This is a genomic window from Chitinivorax sp. B, assembly GCF_005503445.1.
Lineage (GTDB): Bacteria > Pseudomonadota > Gammaproteobacteria > Burkholderiales > SCOH01 > Chitinivorax.
Genome location: NZ_SCOH01000050.1, coordinates 14,845 through 33,152, shown reverse-complemented (window position 1 = coordinate 33,152; position 18,308 = coordinate 14,845). Strand labels below are relative to the sequence as shown.

Here is an 18,308-nt window from a genome sequence, read left to right as displayed (position 1 = left end):
AGGGTGGGCGGGCCTTTGGGTGAACCTGCCCATGCCGGCGAGGCCGAGGTGGCTGCAGACAGTTTCAGCGATTACGCCCATCGCTTCAGTGTCATGGTCTTGGGTGAGCTGGATGCAGGGCAGGAGTCTGTCGTACGCCATTTGCTGGATCAACATCGGCCGGCGCACACCCTGTTCGAACTGTGCAGCGTGGGGGCGGGTATGCGTGTGGGGCGTGGGTTGAGGGTTGCGTTGACGTCGGTCATTGGCCGTAGCGGTGGTTTCCAGCCCTTGCAGCTTGGTTATGGTGCGTTGGGGCAGGGCACCATGCTGGGCCGACCGGGTGGCGGATTGACTTTGGGTAATGGCCCGCTGGGCCAAGGTAGGTTGACATGAGTACCACTGTTGCCATTGGCCGCATGCAAAGCAAGCTGCATGTGCCAGCCGACCAGCTGACGCGAGCACAGGCCGTTCAGCAATTGCTGCTGGACGACACGCTGGAACCACGCTTGCATGCGCTGGCACCAGATGATGAGCTGGTATTGATCCGACGTGTAGCATTACCGTTGACCTTATCGGCCAGCCACACCGATTGGCAGGCCGCACAACTATGGGGGGATGCCATTGCGCGTGCCATTCAATGTGAGCTGGATCGCTGCGGTGGCGACGGAATTGTACGATTCCGTCATCCGGCAGCCGCATTGCAAACCATGGCGGAATGCGCATGGCAGCACGATGACCGGCTGGACTGGGCATGGCGACGCCTGGCGTGGTTACCCGCCGGTGTGGTATCGGCCTCTCAGCGGCGCGATGCCGTGTTTGCCCAGCTTCGGGCACAACCGGCTTGGGTGGTGCCGATGCTGCAAGGGTGGCGTGCCGAAAGTCTATTGTTGCCAAGGCTGTTGGCGCTGGCTGCCTATGAACGGCAGGAATTGCTGATTGCCCTGTATGGTGCACATGGTACAGCCATTTCTGCACAGTGGTCAGCGATGGCTGAACTGCTGGCTTGCTGTACCCAATTTGATCAGACAGCAGCCCAGGCCGAAAAGGGAACGTCACGCTGGAGCAGCAGGCCGCGGTTCCCTTGGGGGCACGACTGGCAGGTCGCATTGTCGCAGCAGCCAGCCACCCAGGCGGCCGTGTTGGCAGCCATTCACTGGGTACTGGACCAGCCGATGCTGTTATGTCGGCCTGCCGCCGCGTTGCAGGCCAAGGTCATGGTCACTTTGCAGGCTGTGCGGCGGGGTAACACCGCATCTGACGTTGTCCCTCGCAAGCTTCAGCTGGCCAAACAGCCTGCCGTTCAGTCTGCCGCCGAGCCCACACCCAACCTGTCGCCAGCTGCAGACGACCTGGCAACATGGCCGGCGCTGGCCAAGCCCGTCTGTGGCGAGACCGAGTATGGCGGGTTGCTGTTGATATCGCCGTTGCTCGAAAGCAGTGGGGCGCTTGCCACCCTGACTACTTCTACTCACCCGCCGTTACCCGCTATGTTGACCTGGCTGGCGACTGTATTGGTGCCCATGTTACCGGCCCGCGATCCGGCGCGGCTGGCATTTGCCGGTCTGGCGCCGGACGCAGAACTGCCGTTGGACTGGCGAGCCCCCTGCCCACCGGATTGCCTGGAAAGCCTGTTGCGGGCGCGGCACCAGTTATGGGATAGCCTGGCAATCCGCATTCCGCCATGGTCCGGCCCTGGGCTGATCGAGCAACTGGCGCGGCGGCATGCCCTGATTCGTGTGGAACCGGGCTGGATCGACGTCTGCTATCGATTGTCGGACGTGTGCCTGGACATCCGGCGTGCTGGGTTGGATCTGGACCCAGGCTATCTGCCGTGGCTGGGCTTGGTGATGAGATATTGCTATGCATGATGGCCTTGCCTCCTGGTCCGTCAACACCATCAAACCGACGGTGCTGGGCCCTGTCAGTCCACCGATCTGGTACGAAGCGGCCCAATTGGCTGGGCGGTTGGCCGAGGTGTTGCAGCAGGGCCCGTTGCAGGACGAGCAGTCTCAACAGGCGATTGCTTTTCTGACAGCACATTGGCAGCGTGCCAAGGCCAGCCAGCCGACACCAGCCCGCCAGCCGCTGGATACGCTATGCCATCGCCTCAAGCTGGGCACACAGGAACGCATGCTGCTGGTGCTGGCCGGTATGGCCGATGAGCACGAAGGCTTTGTGGCCACTTTTGCCGGCCTGCATCCACGTAACGAGCCGTTTCCCACGGTCGGGCTATTGGCACGGCTGGCGTTCGATAGTGTGGATCGTAGTGAGTGCTGGCGGTTGCTGACGCAAAGTCCGTTGATCAAACTTGGCCTGGTCCGCCTGAGCGGTGACGGTGCCTGGCCGGAACACTCGCTGCATCTGGCTGAACGCGTCTGGCCGGTGTTGTATGGCTTGGATTGCTGGCCACAGGACATGGCACCGCAAGTTGCCGCTACCCGAGTTGCCGATAGTTGGTTGCAGCACCCAGATGTCCGTTATGCACTGAGTCGGCTGGGCAGCCAGCAGGCATTGGCAGTCAGCCTGCAGGGTGAGCCACAGGCCATGCGTGTTCGCTTGGCACAACTGCTGGGTGAGCTGGGGCAGCGTGCTGCGTGTTTCGACATCTCGTCCATGTCGGAGTCGTTGCTGGAAACCCTGTTGTTACATTGCCTGTTGCGTGATCGGATACCGGTGTTGATTGGTACCCCGACTGGTAACAGCCCATTGGCCCGATTTCCGGCACCGCTGTTGCTGGCTGAAACCGAACCAGTCCTGTTGGCCAGCCTGCCGTTGCCGGTATTGCCCTTACCGGCACCACGCCCGTCAAGGCAACTATTGGCCGCCTTGTGGCAAGAGGCCATGCCGGAATTGGGTGAGCAGGCGATTGCATTGGCTGCCCGGTTCCCGCTGGAGCCACGCCGCCTGTTTCGGGTACAGGATGATGCCCGGGCAATCGCTGGGCTGACCCCATTGCGCGACACCACAGCCTATCAGGCATTGAAGACCAGGCTGGCACGAGGTAGCGATACCCAGGTGCGCAGGCTGGTGCCGCATGCCGACTGGCCTGATCTGGTGCTGCCGCCTGCCGCAATGAATGCACTGCACGATGCCGTGGCCCGTTTGGCGCTGCAGGCACAGGTGATGGATGACTGGGGCTTCGAACGGGGGGACGCCAACCGACGTGGATTGCGCCTGCTGTTTTGCGGCCTGCCCGGTACCGGCAAGACGCTGGCTGCCGAAGTGATCGCCCATGCACTGCATGCCGAGCTGATGGTGATCGACCTGTCACGCATCGTGTCGAAATGGATCGGTGAGACTGAAAAGAACCTGGCCGCCGTGTTCGAAGAAGCTGAAACCACCCGTGGGGTACTGTTCTTTGACGAGGCCGATGCGCTGTTTGCCAAACGCACCGATGTGCATGATGCCAACGACCGTTTTGCCAACATTGAAACCGCCTATCTGCTGACCCGGCTGGAGCGATTCGATGGCATCGCCATCCTGGCCACCAACCTGCGCCAGCACATCGACAAGGCATTTCTGCGCCGATTCGAGTTTGTCATCGACTTTCCCGAACCGGGGGCCGAAGAGCGTGCCGCCATCTGGCAACGGCATGTGCCGGCCCAAGCGCCGATCGCCGCCGAGGTGGATTTTGAAGTGCTGGCACTGCGTTACCCGATGTCCGGTGCCATGATCCGCAACGCCTTGTTGTCCGCAGCCTATTACGCTGCCGCTCGCCAAGATGACATCACGTGCGATGCACTGGAGCGGGCGATTGCGCTGGAGTTCGAAAAAACCGGGCGGCTTTGCCCATAGCTGGTTTTCTGTTTCGACCGAATCGAGATGCGAAAGTGGCACCTGAACCGTGCTGTGGATACCGCAAGTACAGATACCCATGAATCGCTTCAGCAGGAAGCGGGAAAGAGGAGATCGCCATGGCTGATCCAAAAAACCTCGTCGAATTCGCCACGCAATGGCGCGATGAGCAAAAGGCACGCGTCACACAGACTGCCGGCGCACTCAGCACAGCCCAGGCGCAGGACACCGCAGCCCAGACTGCCTTGACCGCTGCCCGGGCCAGTCTGTTGGCGGCCAATACCAAGCTGGTCGATATCCGCACCCAGCTCGGCAAAATCCCCATGCCGGCAGATGGTGAACCCTTGTTGGTAGCGTTGCGTACCGCTATTGCAGACCAGCGCACAAAGGCTGCGGCCATGACTCAGGCAGAACTGACGGCAGCCCAGGCCATGGCCAGTCGCAATGCGGTACAAGCCAGGGTGGAACGCATTGCCAAGGCGCTGGCCTTGGCGGAATCCGACTTGCAAGCGGCCATTGCTACCCGCACCAAAAGGCAGGCCGCGTTGGATGCGCTCGCTGTTGCGCCGTTGGCTGACGTGAAGCAGGCGGCGACAGATGCATTGGCCGGGGCTGATTACGCCGCAGCCAAGCAACGGATCAAAGATACCGTGCCTGCCGCATTGCTGAAGCGTGCAACTGAGCGCTGGGCTCTGGCGGCTGGTTTGATCGACCGCCAAGGGGCAGAGGCTGATGCCGTATTGGCATCGGCGGATGCCGAAACTGAACTGACCACACTGGCAGGCGACAAGCTTGCCCGCCTGAAACGCGCCGTCGACGTGGCTGAGCGCAACCTGTTGGCTTACACCAACCGTGCTGTCGCAGACTTGGCGGCAGCGATGAGCAATGTGGCGTATTTGACTGACCCGGCCACCAACAAGCTGACTGCCCAGCAAGTGGCGCACCTGACCGATGCAGCCCTTGCCACCGACCGTGCCAATGCGGCCAAGGCGGAAGGCGAGCGGGATGTGGCGGCAGTGGCCGTGGCTGACGCGTTCAGCAAACTGCAGATCGAACGTGCCAAGGCATTGGCGGCTGATCCCGCTGCTGATCTGACGACGCTGGAAGCGGATGCCACCAGCGATCTGGGCAAAGCCAAAGCCGCCTGGGAGCTGGCCAAGACTGAGCTGACCAAGCCCGGTGGCAAAGAGGCGCTGTTCACCCAGGCCATGCGCGACACGTTGGCCGAATGGCAAGCCAGTGTGCCGGATGCACTATGGGCCGATCTGGCCCGTTGGCTGGATGCCGATGCGACGTTGACCCGTTTGAAGGGTGCCACCACCACGTTGACCAATGGCTTGAAGAACGCCGAGAAAGACCTGCTGCAGGCACAGATCGACGATGCCAAACGCCGGCGCCGTCAAGCCTGGCTGGCCGATGGTGTGGCAGCGCGACAAGCCACCGCAGCAGAAAGCAGCAAACGCATGGTGGATTTGCAGGCACACGCGCTACGCGGCAATTTGGTGCTGTGACAGAGGGTGGTTGCAGGGGCGGCCACAGGATGATTGACACCACCACGCACCACCCGGCAACGATTTACTTAAAGACATCACAGGAGGCCCACAATGGCCGACGATCAAGCAATTCAATGGGTGAGTCACGACGAGGACGAGCAGCTGTTGCCCAACCGTCCCTATCTCGCCGTCAACTACCACTACGGCATGTTGCTCGGCGTCGACGATTTTGTGACCGATCAGGCTTATCACCGTGGCAAAGCCCGGTTGCACAGTGCCTGGTTGCATGGCTGGGGCACGGTATGGGGGCTGGCGGTGTCGGCCGATCTGCCCAGTGGCGAGATCCGGGTCGAACCCGGTCTGGCGCTGGATGGTTTCGGCCGTGAACTGCATGTCGATACCCGACAGTGTCTGCAAATGGGCACCTGGTTCAGTGCACATCGTGATGACCCGGATCTGGTGGTGGACGAGCAACCAGACGGCTTCCACTTCGACGTGCATGTGGTGATCCGTCACCGTGTCTGTCTGATGCGGCCGGTACCGGCGTTGCTGGATACCTGCGTCGGGTCGCAGAGCGAGACGGCATTTTCCCGCGTGTTCGAAACGGTCGAGCTGTTGCTGAAGCCGGGCAGGGCGCCGGCCAGTCGGCCACGCCACCATCTGTTGCGGTTGCTGGTGGGGTTGGATGAGCCGATTGAAGAAAACGGTACCGTGCTGCCGGCCGATCAGGCCGTGCTGGATGCCCGCGCTGCCTTGGCGGCAGCACCAGCCAATCAGCGGTTGGCGCTGGCGGTGAAAACCTTCCATGACGTTTCGGTGGCCGCAGTGCTGGCGGATGCCGCAGGCAGCGATCCCAACGCCGACGATATCGAATCCACCCTGTTCCCTGAGCATGGCGTGTTGGATGTGCCGCTGGCCAACCTCAATGGTGTGGTGCTGGCCCCCGATGGGCAGGGCTTCAAGCTGACCGCAGTCAGCGTTGAAAACACTGTCCGCGAGGTGCTGCTGGCAACCAGCACACTGCAAAACCTGTTGCCGGCGTTGCTGGGCAATCTCGACATTGGGCTGGCAACCGGCCCCAGGGTGGACCCGGCCAGTGTCAGCCGGGTTGCTGCCGTGGTGACGCTGACGGTGGATTCGGCACTGGATGCCGATACCGTCACCACGACCGCCTTCAGTGCCGCGCAATTGGTCACGGGCACTGGCTGGCAACCCATTGCCATCAATAGCGCGGCCTTGTCTGCCGACAAACTGACGTTGACGGTGACACTGGCTGCCGACCCGGCAACCAACCTGCTGCGGTTGATGGCAATCGGCACCGGCAGCACACCGCTGCTGGGTGCCAACAGCCTGCCGCTGTTCGGCGAATTGGCGGCGCAACCAATGGATGCGGGCGATGTGGTTCGCGGCCGCGATTTTGTCTGGATGAACAAGGGGAATTAAGCCATGCCTACCACTCAAGAGACGCTGGTGCTGCTGAACGCCGGCAACGGCATCACCCTGATTCCAGCCGATACGCCGCTGACCCGGCTCAACTATTTCGATGGCAAATTTCTGAAGGCAGAAGACCTGCAGAATGAACAAACGTATCTGCGACAGCTGGTGCAACTATCCAACCAGGCCGGCGGTGCGGGCGTGGTACACGGGTTCGATTTGAAAGCGCAGTCCGGCCAACGGTTGGCAATGAGTGCCGGCCTGGCAGTCGATCCGGATGGTCGGGTGCTGTTTTTGCCGGACAGCGTGACCGTGGAGATTGCGACATTGATCGAACGATCCCGCCCCACAGTAAACGTCGGGGTGGCGCCTGCTGTGGCCGGTGGGGCTGATTTCGTGGAATGCGAAGGCACGATCGGCCAGCCCACCACGACCGCCATCCCGGGTGTTGGCCTGTATCTGGTTGGCATTGTGCATGCCGAAGCCCTGTGCGGGCACGAGGACATTTTCGGCAGCCTGTGCGCCAACGCCTGCACCACCCAAACTCAGCGCCCGTGGCGGCGTGAAGGGGTGATACTGCAGGCGCGGCCATTGCTACTGCGTACACCACTGCCTGTCTCGACCGCGGTACTGTTCGAACAGCTGCATCTGCGTTCAAGGGTGGCATCCAGTTATTTTGCGGATGAGGCGTTGCAGATTGGTCACCTGATCTCGCGAACCGGTCTGGCCTCGGCCGTTTGGTGCAGTGGGGCGCAGGCCGCCACGGGCAGCTTTGTACCGTTGGGTGTGCTGGCCGTCAGTGGTAATACAACGTTGTTCATCGATCAGTGGATTGCCCGTCGCGAGCGCATCGACAGTGACCCACGCCGCTATTGGCAATGGCGGATGATGATGCGGCCGTGGGATGTCTATCTGGCGCAGATCCTGCAGTTTCAGTGCCAGCTGCGCGATGCTTGGCAGGTGGGGGATGACGATGACGACGATGACCCATGTCGGCAATTGCGCAAACTGGTGGTGGATGCCAGCGGCGTAGTGAACCAGTTGGAGCGTTATTACCGCGCGACCAGTGACCGGCTCGCCAAACTGGATCTCGATCATGATGCCGCCAAATCCTACTTGTTGACTGGCGGGACGAGTGAACTCAGCCATCTGGTCAATCGCCTGCAAAGTGCCAAGGAAGTCATCAAGCTGATGCCACGTGATCGTCTGCTGATCCGTCGTGGCATCGTCGAATTACCGAGTGCCGGCTACCTGCCGGTGGTGCCATCGGCCAACCTGACGGTCAATCAGCAGATACGGCAACTGATGGGCGAAGGTGTGGATCTGCGCTTTTGCATTGTGCGGCCGGATTTCGTCGCCGAGGCACTGCAGGAAGCCCAGCATATGGAGCGCATCTCGCTGACCCGTGGTCTGGATAACCCACAGCAGAAGGAAGCGGTCGACATTCTGGTGCCGGATGGCGAGATCATGGCGGTCAATGCCAATGTCGGCCAAGGCTGGGAGGTGCGTCTGCAGCACGTAGCTGAATCACCGTCGGCCACACCAGGCCCGATCACCCATGTCCCCACTGCGAATGCAGCCACTTTCGAGCGGACCGTGCTGTCTGGTGCAGGCCGTAGTGAAGCCAATGCCGATGGCAGTCTGCGGTTTTACTTCGCGGGCCTGGGTGAGACCGACAGCCTGGAGAGATTTTCCAGCAACCTGCGCAGTTGGGCTGCCGAACGTAAGAATTCGTTGGCCGAGACCACCTGGCGTGCGGCCGAAATGATGCGTTCGTCGAACGATTCCGTGACAGGGCGTGACGCCACCGCCACGGCCGAACCAGCCGTTACATTCAATGCGGCAAGTACTGACGCGATTGCGATGCGTTATGGTCGTTTGAAAAGCGAAGCGGAGGCATATCGTGGCAAACAATTGGCCTATTTGGCGAAGGCAGGCGAATCCAAGGGATTGAGCCACTTTGCGGGCCTGGGTGAAACGGATGCCGACCACATCGCCATCTGGATTGGTACCCGTGCAGACAGCAATCCTTTGGCCGCCAGCGAGGGGGCCAGCATTCCCTGCCAATTGGATTTGACGGTATTGGTGCCGCGCAGAGGGAGCAGCATCTTTTTTGATCTGGCCGGCAATGGACGATTGCGCATCGACCACGTGCAGACCGCTGGAGCACGGGTGGTGATTCAGGCCAACTTTACCGGCAGTGTGGTACTGCAAGGCATGTTTGGCGGCCAGACCAATACCCGCAAGGTGGTGCCGATCAGCGTGCCTGTGGTGATTGCTGCACAAGATGTCGAAACCGATAGCCTGTTGGTCAGTGTTGACCTGCGTAACGCCAGTGGTACCAATGAGGGCTTGCTGGAAATCAACAGCCTGCAACTGGTGGTTGCCGTGCGGCCCTCACCGAAACAGGCCAAGGCGGTATTGGTGTTGACCGGCGGCAAGGAAAACGAATCCATCCGTTTCCAGATGGGGCTGGAAGCCAACAATGACGTGCTGAAAACGGGCAACCCGCTACGTGCGGCATCTGAATCAGCCATTCAGGTACTGGCTACCCGTGAATCCACGCCGAATTTCGCAGCGGATGCGCTCGCCGACCTGTTCGGCGCCAAGCCTGCCAGCAGTGATGTCTTGACCATTCTGGCCCGCAAGGACTGGGTGTTGTTCCATCGCCGCCGCACCAAACAATGTGGGGTGGATCACGCACCCGTACCGGTCGATCAGCGGCGGTATCAGCTGTTCCACCTGAAAGTCACCAATGACAACCTGCTGCAGACCGCCCGTGCAGCGGTGTTGGCTGCGGATGCTGCTGCCATCACCCGATTGGGCTTTGCCGCAGTCAGCATTGTCACGTTCGAGGGTGGACGTTCCACCATTGCGACGCCAGTTGCCGATCTGTTGCGCGATTGGAAGCAAGCCAACCCTGGGCCAGCCCTGCACTTTGGCGCGGTCGGCTCGCAAGGTGCCGCCCAGGCTGAGGGGGAAGCACTGGCTCGCGCCCGATTGGTGGCGCTGGAACTGCAAGTGGTTGGCACCCAGCAACAAGTGGTAGATAATGTCTTGTTGCCGATTCTGCCACCTTTGGGACTATCTGGGTTGGATGGGGCCATGTTCCTGGTGACACAGGCTGCACCAACGATTTGTCATGACGTTTACCGTTTAGCCAACGCCGAAATGCTGCGTGCGTTCGATGCCTTGGTTGCAAGTGCCGGCCTGAGGGCGGCCATTAGTCAGTTTGAACTCAGTCCACTAGCACACACGGACTTTGACCCCACGAACAACAGTCTGACCGATGCGGCCAAAGTTGCCTTGAAAACAGCATGGGGGAATACGCCAGCCGTGTTCGATGCGGAGGTGTTTACTGTGGCGGATGATCCCGCCGCCGGCCTGCAGACCGGCGCTATCTCCACCTTGCTGGGAGGTAACGCATCCGATGTGCGGCGCAATATCAGCGGCGATGTGGCCACGTTAACGCCATGCCGTGCCATCACCGTGCTGACACCACAACCTGCTGTGGCCGTGCGGCCTGTCCTGATGGTATTCACCCCGTGGGACGGCAGTTTCATCTTGGACAACGAAACAGTGTTCTCGCGTCAGGACTGGCGCGGCGCGATACCGGTGGATGCCGCACTACTGGATCAGAACATCCGATCCCCACTGGCGAAGCAGGCACGCATGGCGGTGGTCGCCGCCACCGGTGGCAGCAGCACGACCTTGGCCGGACAGATGCTGGACACGGTGAAGGCAGCCTTGGCACGGCTCGACCCGGCTGGACAGGTCGGTTACAAGGACATCTACGTGTTGTCGCAAGGTGAGCTCGACGGGCTTAAAGGGCTTGGCCACGACCCTGCCACCTATCAGGCCGCCATCCTGTTCAGCGGCAACTCGATCGGCTAACGCCATGGCCCATGCTGCTGCCTCGCCCAAGACCCACGCACCGGTCCCCAAGCCGGCGCCGCGGGCGCAGCGTGCCTGCAACACCTGCGGCAAGGATAATGGGATTGCCCCAGCCCAGGCTTGGCGGGCTTTTGCCATGCCGGCAGGAGGCAAGGCGGTGGTGGATGCCGCCGATACGCCGTTTGAGCGCGAAGCGGATCGGGTGGCGGACCATGTCGTTGCGCAGTTGTCCGGACAGGCGATGGGTGCGCGCCCACCCATCACCCCATTGCAGGAAGAAACAGCCCAGCGCAAGTGTGCCGCTTGCGAGGTAGACGACAAGCAATTGCAACGCAAGGGCGGTTCTGGCCCGGTGACGACCCAAGAGGTCGAGCTGAACCCCAGCGGTGGCGAGCCGTTGCCTGACACGACCCGGCACCAGATGGAAGGCGCATTTGGCGAACCCTTCGGCGCGGTTCGCATCCACCAAGATGGCGGCGCCGATCGCAGCGCACAAGATCTGTCGGCCCGGGCCTACACCGTTGGCAATCACATTTACTTTGGCAGCGGACAATTTCAACCCGACACCCCGCAGGGCAACCATCTGCTGGCACACGAGCTGACCCACGTGGTGCAACAAGGTGGTATGGCGCGGCGTGCACAGGCCAAATGTACAGCCTGCGAAGCGGAGGAAAAGCAGCAAGACCAAGGTGCCGGCAGTGTGCATATCCAGCGGGGTATTCTCGATTCGCTGCCTTCACTCCCCAGTCCGAGCGACATCGTCGACGCTGGCCGCAGCGCAATTGGCGCCGGTGTCGAGCTGGCGGAAGATGTCGGCAGCGGGATTGCCACCGGTGCGCGGGCGGTTGGCCGGGGACTTGTCACCGTAGCGGAGACCGGGGTCGAACTGGTCGGTGGCATTGCCCAGGAGCTGTGGGATGCCGCCAATGCTTTTGCGTCAATACTTGGCGGGGGCAGTATCAGTGTCTCTGGTACGAGCCTGATTGTATCCGTCCCAGGTCCCGTCCCGATTTGCCCCTCCTTTGCGGTACAGTTCCCATTGCCCGGCATCGCCGAAAAGGTACCCATTGGCTTTGGTACCGTGCCGCTTGGCACCTCGATGTTTGCATCCGGCTTGCTCAGTGCTTTTGTCCGCCTGACCCCGGAGCTTTCCGGTCAGCTAGGTCCCTGCACGCTGAGTGGGGTGCGCATTACCATTGATCCATTTGGCCCCTCTTTCTCGGCTAGCGGGTCGTTTTCCGCCACGGCGGCATTAGGGCTGGGGGCCGCGTTGGATGTTGGTCTGCATGGCGATGTCATGATTCTGATTCTTTGGCCAGATCCGCCAGCTGTCCTGATCATTCCCTATGTCGGATTGGAAGCCGGGCTGGAAGGGTTTGCACGTGGCATCATCGCCACTCGCGTTACGGCCAGTGGCGGCATGGGTTATTCCAGCGGCGCATTCAGCCTGAATGTGATTGAGCGACAGACCCTTGGCTTGGCCCTCGATTTGGGCGCGGCCGGTTTTGGCGAACTGCAGTTCCTTGGGCAAAACCTGTGTCGGGTGTACTGGCCGCTATTGGCATGGCATGCCGATACGGCCATCGACAGCGGGTTCGATGTGAATCTATATATCAGCCGTAGCCGTGCGTCGGCATCGCTGTCGCTCTACCCCCCCACATTGAACCCAGTTGGATTTGGTAACCTGGGCATCATGATCCCACGAGACATGTTCACCGACGACTGTCCACTGTGTGGTCTGCTTTACCGTGCAGGGCTGATGCCGTCGCAACTTGGGGGCAGCTGGCACTCAGGTAGTCCGGGGCCGCGCCATCCAGGGCCGTTGTTGGTCTATCCAAATGATCCGCGCATTGCCAGCGGCTCGAAATGCCGTGGCGCGTGCGGGCCGAATTGTGATACCTGCGTTCCCTCGGATGACCCGACCGACCATAAGCACACCGTCTGCGTCGAGAATAAAAGCAAAGATGGCGTCTCGCACTATTTCTGGGTCTATCCGAACTTCCACCACTGTAATACCCACAGAGGGTGTCGCGAGCACGATGCTTGCTACGACTGGACTGCAAAGTTCGGCGAGACTGGCCCATTAGGCATTTTGGGTACCGTGCACCGCCTGTGCGATCTGGAAGCCATCTGCAACTATGGTCTCAAGCAATCCGTAGGCTGGATTGGTGGTAAGCCCCCGTACGATGGCGGAATGGAGTTCTCGGATTATCCCTACCAGACTGGCGAATGCCCTGGCCCTTGCCCGGACGAACGCGAAGCGGATGAAACGGCAATCAGGCGCATCTGCCTGCCGGAATACGTCATCTTCGAAGAATACCCATTGCTGGAGGAAAACTTCCACGAGGAAACGGGCTACGTGCAGATATTCGAGATACCGGTTGAAGTACCCTATATCCCGGTGCCGGTTCTAGTCAGCCTGTGGGCCAACGGCGGGATCGACGCCAATGCCAGCGCTGCGATTGGCCCGCTGACACTGGAAAACGTTTGCCTGAACATTGACACGGTTACGGGTAGCCACACTGGCACAGCCCGGGTTCGGTTGACATCAGACTTATTTGCGTCGCTGGAACTGTTTGGGGACTTGGAACTGCAGGCAGGCTGGGGATGCCTGCTCGGATTCATCGACACCACCGTGGTATCGGGTAACCTGGATCTTTCCGCATTTGGGGCCATTAGTCTGCAAACGGATCTGATCGGCGACGCCGAAGTGGAATGCCAGCAAGGCAAAATCGTCCTCAGTACGGCCCTGACACTGGAGCCTTGTCTCGCGCTCAAGCTGGCTGTGTATGCCGCTATCCGGGCCATGCTGTTCCATCGGTTCGAACTGTTCTCACGGCGCTGGAAGCTGGCCAGCTGGGAATGGGACGACTGCTGGTCATGGGAACTGTTCGCAACCAGCACCCCACTGGGTGATTGGGACTTTGACCTGTCCTTCATCGACATGGACATGGTCGAATTGCTCAGCTCTATGCTCAGCGATGGCAATTCCACCACACCCGGTGCCGGCCGTTCACCCAACATGCCCGCCGACCCGGCCAGGCGTGCCGGCATTGCCAACCCTTGCAAGGGTAAAGGCGATGACGACGAACCACCCACCCCGCCACCCAGCGGCCACGTGCCCACTGGCCTGACGCGGGATGACCCGATCGACATGACTTGGTACAAGCCTAAATCTGAATACCCGCAAACCTGCTCACTGGCCGTGCAGGAAGGCGGAAACTGTGTCTCCAATAGCGACTGTAGCGCCCCGACGCCAAGTTGTACGACCGTGCGCATTGGCAACAGCGACCGGCAACGCTGCACCCGGCAGTCCGACTATCCACTGGACCGCCCCACCACGCTACCCGCCTTGACTCGCCAGTTCGCGCCGATCGACGTGGGCGTGGCCTATTACCCTTCGACCAGCGACGTGATCGAGCTGACCCCTACGCCACGCAGTGGAACTGCGCAAGCCAATTTCAACCGCCGATTCGCGCGTCATGGCCACAATCTGGGCACCCACAGCGAACAGCCAGACCACGTGCTGGACCTGGACTGGCACGGCGTGGACGACCACACCAACCTATGGCCGCTGGACAGTGACCTGAACCAGGCCGCAGGTCGCATACAAAACCTCAACCAGCGCGTCACCTTCAGCGAAGGCCCCTCTGGCCCGGTCCACACCAATATGACCCTACGTACGTTCAAGCAGCAGGGCTTCCATCAGCGTAATCCGCCCCACAAATTCTTCCGCATCGCATCGGTTACGCGTCCTTGAGCACTGGTGTCTACTGCCCGCCAATAGTCCAGTCGTCCTGACGGTTTGAAGTCGATAGGGGGCCTTTGACAATGGCACAAACCATTTGCATACGGCTGCCGACCGTCATGGTCTACGCGAATCTGGTAGAACGGAAGATGTAAAAAAGACAAGTGTCGATGGACCCGACTGTACCACCGACACTTGTTGACGCTTTAAGCGATTTTGCAGGTATTACACCGCTGCAATGTCTGCCAATGTAGCCAGTTGCTCCCGGGCCGTTTTCATCGCGGCATCCTTCAGTTCCGGCCCCATCGCCAATCCTTCTGCCAGCACGACCTCTGTATCTTGCACGCCGATGAAGTTCAACACGGTTTGCACATAGCCGCCATGCATGTGGGCAACTGGCGTGTGGCCGTGCTGACCACCGCTGGTAGCGATGATGATGGCTTTTTTGTTCGGTACCAGGCCGACTGGGCCATCGGTACTGTAGCTGAAGGTTTTGCCCGCCACGGTTACACGGTCGATCCAGGATTTCAACGCAGACGGTACTGTGAAGTTGTACAGCGGTGCGCCAATCACCACGACATCTGCCTGTTTCAGTTCGTCGATCAACTGGTCGCTGATGGCATTGTCACGGCGTTGAATCTCGGTCATCAGTTCCACCGGTGTACCACGTGGTGCCATCAATTCCGGCGACAAATGCGGCAGTGGTTCACTGCCCAGATCGTGATAAATCACTTCCAGATTCGGCTCGGTTTTGCGGAAGGCTGCTACAGCCGCCGCAGTCAGTTCGCGGGAAGCGGAGTATTGGCCGAGGATGCTTGAGTCGATGTGCAACAGTTTCATGATGAATCTCTTCCTGGTGGATAAATTGTCGGCGCGTTGTGCGTCGATCGATGGGCGTCATCCTACCGGTGGAGTTAAATATCAACTAGACTGCTAAATTAGGATAAATCGTTCTATTGGTGGAACAATCAATATGCAGGATTTGAATGATCTGATGTACTTTGCCAAGGTGGTCGAGAAGGGCGGATTTGCAGCGGCGGGTCGGGCGTTGGATATTCCCAAGTCCCGGTTATCACGCCGGATTGCTGGGCTGGAAACCCAATTGGGGGTGCGTTTGTTGCAGCGGACCACGCGCAAGCTCGCATTGACTGATATCGGCAAACGTTATTATGAACACTGCCAGGCAATGCTGGCAGAAGCGGCGGCTGCCGATGCTGCTGTTGCCAGTGTGCGGGATGAGCCACGGGGCCGGGTCAAGGTGAGCTGCCCGGTGGGTATCGTGCAGTTTCAGCTTGGTCCACTGTTGCCGGAGTTCATGCAGCGCTATCCCGGCATTCAGATCGAATTGATGGTCACCAACCGGCGGGTCGATCTGATCGAAGAGGGCGTGGATATTGCCTTGCGTGTCAGGGAAGAAAGCCATCAGGACCCCAATCTGGTCACGCGGCGCTTGGCACGGTCCGATATCTGGGTATTGGCCAGGCCATCGTTGCTGGCGCAATTCCCACCGGTTACCCATCCCGATGACTTGGCCCGATTTCCTGCCTTGGTATTTGGGAATGGCGAACGAGATACCTATTGGCGTTTTACCAACGCGACAAAGGGTTCGGTTGCGGTACGGGTTGTGCCTGTATTGCAGGCAGATGATTTCATGCCTTTGGCGCAGGCAATGATGGCTGGCTCGGGTATTGCCATCGTCCCGGAGGTCTATTGTGTTGAGGAGGTCAGGAAAGGTGATCTGGTCAGATTGCTGGATGACTGGATGTTGCCGACTGGCATCTTTCACGCGGTCTATCCAAGCAGACGGGGCCTGATTCCATCGGTGCGGCTATTGTTGGATTTTCTCGCAGAAAAGTTTGGGCATCAGTCGATGCAATTGCCTGGACCGAGTGGCGAGAAATGATCGACTTGATGATACGAGGTTGGGCCTGAACCGATGGTCTGAGGCACCACTGGACTGCCCAATGGTGCCCGGTGTTATCAATCAGGTTGCCGACGATAGCAAAGTAGTACGGCCAGACCCAGCGACATCAAGGTCAGGTTGCCCGGCAGTGATACTGCATTTTGGTTGGATGCAATGAAAAAATTGTCCATGCCGGCTATTTCAGTCACACCATCATGGTATTCCAGCATCAGCGAGATACCCGTGATGTTGTTCAACACGTCATTCAATGCAGCACCGTCCCATAAGGCGTCTTCCAGTGCAATCTGGTAGCTTGTCCACTGTGAAGTGGGCTGGCCGGCGAGGGCGAGATCTGCGCTGGCATTGCCCGCGCTGCTGAACAGCGTGATCGTGCCAAAAGCCCCCCAGTCAGGTGCTTGGCCATTCAGGTTGATGGCATCGAATCCGATTCTGCCACCGAAAAAGGTGCCAAGGTTGCCCCGAAACATATTGGGGGCAAAAACCAGCATTTCATCACTGGTGGTGTCGGTTTGCCTGAGGAAACCACCGTTGTTGCCGCCACTTGCCTGCCATTCCACATGCCCTTCGATGCCAAACCAGTCTTCGGTACCCTGGTTGAAATTGCTCATGATCACAGCGGCCTGACTGGTACCGGCCAATAGCATCAGGGATGCGCAGATGGTAGTGAATTTCGTTCTCATACGACCTCCTCAATTGATCAGATTTGCGGATGATTGCGATGACAACAGCAGAATGGTCAGCCTGTGTCGCAAAGTAGGCTGATAGGGTGGACAAGCCACGCCTACCGACATGAGGCATCGCATTATGCGCAATGAGCAATAGTGCAGGATGACGTCATGCCGGCCGGTTTGGCCGATCTAAGCATAGTCACCAAGTCACAGGGTCGCGAGAAGGACATCCTGGCGAGGATGCACATAGTCACATCCCGGCAAGTTGTTACCCACGTGACAGACAGATTGTTTGGAAAATAGGAATCGGGCTGAAAATTATATTGTCAGCCAGGGGAGGGATTGGGAACGCCAGGGAGGGATGAAGACCTCCCTGTGCAATAAAACGCGGCAAAATACAACGTTGATGTGTGGATCAACTAATGTGTTGAACAGCACGCGAGCCCACAGTAAGCCCGTGAACCGCTCCCAAGGCCGGGTTCAACCGTACTGTCGTTGGCGCATCCATTTGGTCATGATCCACTTCTCGCCAGCAAGTACAGGCGCGCCGCCATGCAGGGTCAGCGGGTCGACTTGGCCCTGTTCGTTGAAATAACGGAAGTACACCGCACCACCTTTTTGTGGCGCTACCGCCATGCCAGCATCAGGGAAGATGGTTTCGCCACCGTCCTCCACGTCGCTCAGGTATATCACCAAGGTGCTGACACGCTGCCCACCAGTAGCCAGATGCGGTGCGCTACCCGATTCATTGGGCGGGAAATAGTCAAAATGCGGGCGGTACTCGCCACCGATGCCATAGCGCAAAATCTGAAAACCCTCGCCGTTTTCCATTGGCCAGTTCATCAGCCGTGCGATACGACGATCCAGTCTGGCGATGAAGTCGTCTTCACAGCGATTGAAGAAGGTGCCTTCGCTGGTTCGGCGTTCAATGATGTCTTCCTTGCCCGTCAATGGGTTCACGGTAGTGGAGCGTTTCAGCTTGTCGCGTGAACGACGGATGATTTCGTCACATTCTTCATGTGACAGGACATTGCCAAATACCACCACCTGCGGGCGCTCGCAGCGCATCAACACGTTGACTTCTCGATCGCCTGCGTCAATGCGGTTGCCGTTGGCAATCGGCATGGTGTCGTATTGATAGTTACCTGTTACAACAACGGGTTTCTGTGGCTGAACCACAACTGGCGTATTCCCCGGTGCGGCCACCTTGGGCTGCAGAAACTGCAGTACAACCGCGGTCGCACTGGCCTGATCGAAACCTGCGCCCATCATGGCACTGACCATGGATTCCGGTGAACAGCCGCGATTGACGTTTTCAGTCAGCCAGGATTGCCAGGCGCTGTCGAGTTGGGGCATGAACTGTCTCCTTC

At 59.5% G+C, this 18,308-nt stretch carries 11 protein-coding genes; 8 read left to right on the top strand and 3 right to left on the bottom strand.

What is annotated here, in order from left to right; all coding sequences use genetic code 11:
• The 7 genes from FFS57_RS25325 to FFS57_RS21460 all read left to right on the top strand — a co-directional run.
• Nucleotides 1–375: hypothetical protein (locus FFS57_RS25325; protein WP_171014126.1), on the top strand; the 375-nt coding region annotated here is incomplete at its 5' end.
• Nucleotides 372–1,850, top strand: a complete 1,479-nt coding sequence (locus tag FFS57_RS21485) for a hypothetical protein (protein WP_137939883.1) — start codon at nt 372–374, stop codon at nt 1,848–1,850. The genes FFS57_RS25325 and FFS57_RS21485, both read left to right, overlap by 4 nt.
• Nucleotides 1,843–3,777 carry an ATP-binding protein gene (locus tag FFS57_RS21480; RefSeq protein WP_137939882.1) on the top strand — a complete coding sequence of 645 codons (1,935 nt, stop codon included), beginning with the start codon at nt 1,843–1,845 and terminating at the stop codon, nt 3,775–3,777. The genes FFS57_RS21485 and FFS57_RS21480 overlap by 8 nt, the downstream gene beginning before the upstream one ends.
• A 119-nt stretch (nt 3,778–3,896) precedes the next feature.
• Nucleotides 3,897–5,288: a hypothetical protein gene (locus FFS57_RS21475; protein ID WP_137939881.1), complete on the top strand. Its 1,392-nt coding sequence runs from the start codon at nt 3,897–3,899 to the stop codon at nt 5,286–5,288.
• A gap of 93 nt (nt 5,289–5,381) precedes the next feature.
• Complete coding sequence (locus FFS57_RS21470; RefSeq protein WP_137939880.1) at nt 5,382–6,713, top strand: hypothetical protein; 1,332 nt, start codon at nt 5,382–5,384, stop codon at nt 6,711–6,713.
• A gap of 3 nt (nt 6,714–6,716) precedes the next feature.
• The gene (locus FFS57_RS21465) at nt 6,717–10,598 is read left to right on the top strand and encodes a hypothetical protein (RefSeq protein WP_137939879.1); all 3,882 of its coding nucleotides are present in this window, start codon (nt 6,717–6,719) and stop codon (nt 10,596–10,598) included.
• Between the two features lie 4 nt (nt 10,599–10,602).
• Nucleotides 10,603–14,358: an eCIS core domain-containing protein gene (locus FFS57_RS21460; protein WP_249384109.1), complete on the top strand. Its 3,756-nt coding sequence runs from the start codon at nt 10,603–10,605 to the stop codon at nt 14,356–14,358.
• A gap of 213 nt (nt 14,359–14,571) precedes the next feature.
• Here the strand turns inward: FFS57_RS21460 and FFS57_RS21455 are convergent, their stop codons facing one another.
• Nucleotides 14,572–15,186, bottom strand: coding sequence for an FMN-dependent NADH-azoreductase (locus FFS57_RS21455; RefSeq protein WP_137939878.1), 615 nt, complete (start codon nt 15,184–15,186; stop codon nt 14,572–14,574).
• 133 nt (nt 15,187–15,319) lie between these two features.
• Here FFS57_RS21455 and FFS57_RS21450 point away from each other — a divergent pair, with 133 nt between their 5' ends.
• Nucleotides 15,320–16,249, top strand: a complete 930-nt coding sequence (locus FFS57_RS21450) for a LysR substrate-binding domain-containing protein (RefSeq protein WP_137939877.1) — start codon at nt 15,320–15,322, stop codon at nt 16,247–16,249.
• A gap of 77 nt (nt 16,250–16,326) precedes the next feature.
• Here FFS57_RS21450 and FFS57_RS21445 read toward each other — a convergent pair whose 3' ends face one another.
• Both FFS57_RS21445 and FFS57_RS21440 read right to left on the bottom strand, forming a co-directional pair.
• Nucleotides 16,327–16,950 (bottom strand): hypothetical protein, encoded by a 624-nt coding sequence (locus FFS57_RS21445; protein WP_137939876.1) that lies wholly within the window; start codon nt 16,948–16,950, stop codon nt 16,327–16,329.
• A 468-nt stretch (nt 16,951–17,418) separates the two neighbouring features.
• On the bottom strand, nt 17,419–18,294 hold the full coding sequence (locus tag FFS57_RS21440) for a 2OG-Fe(II) oxygenase (RefSeq protein ID WP_137939875.1): 876 nt from the start codon (nt 18,292–18,294) through the stop codon (nt 17,419–17,421).
• Nucleotides 18,295–18,308 lie beyond the last annotated feature (14 nt).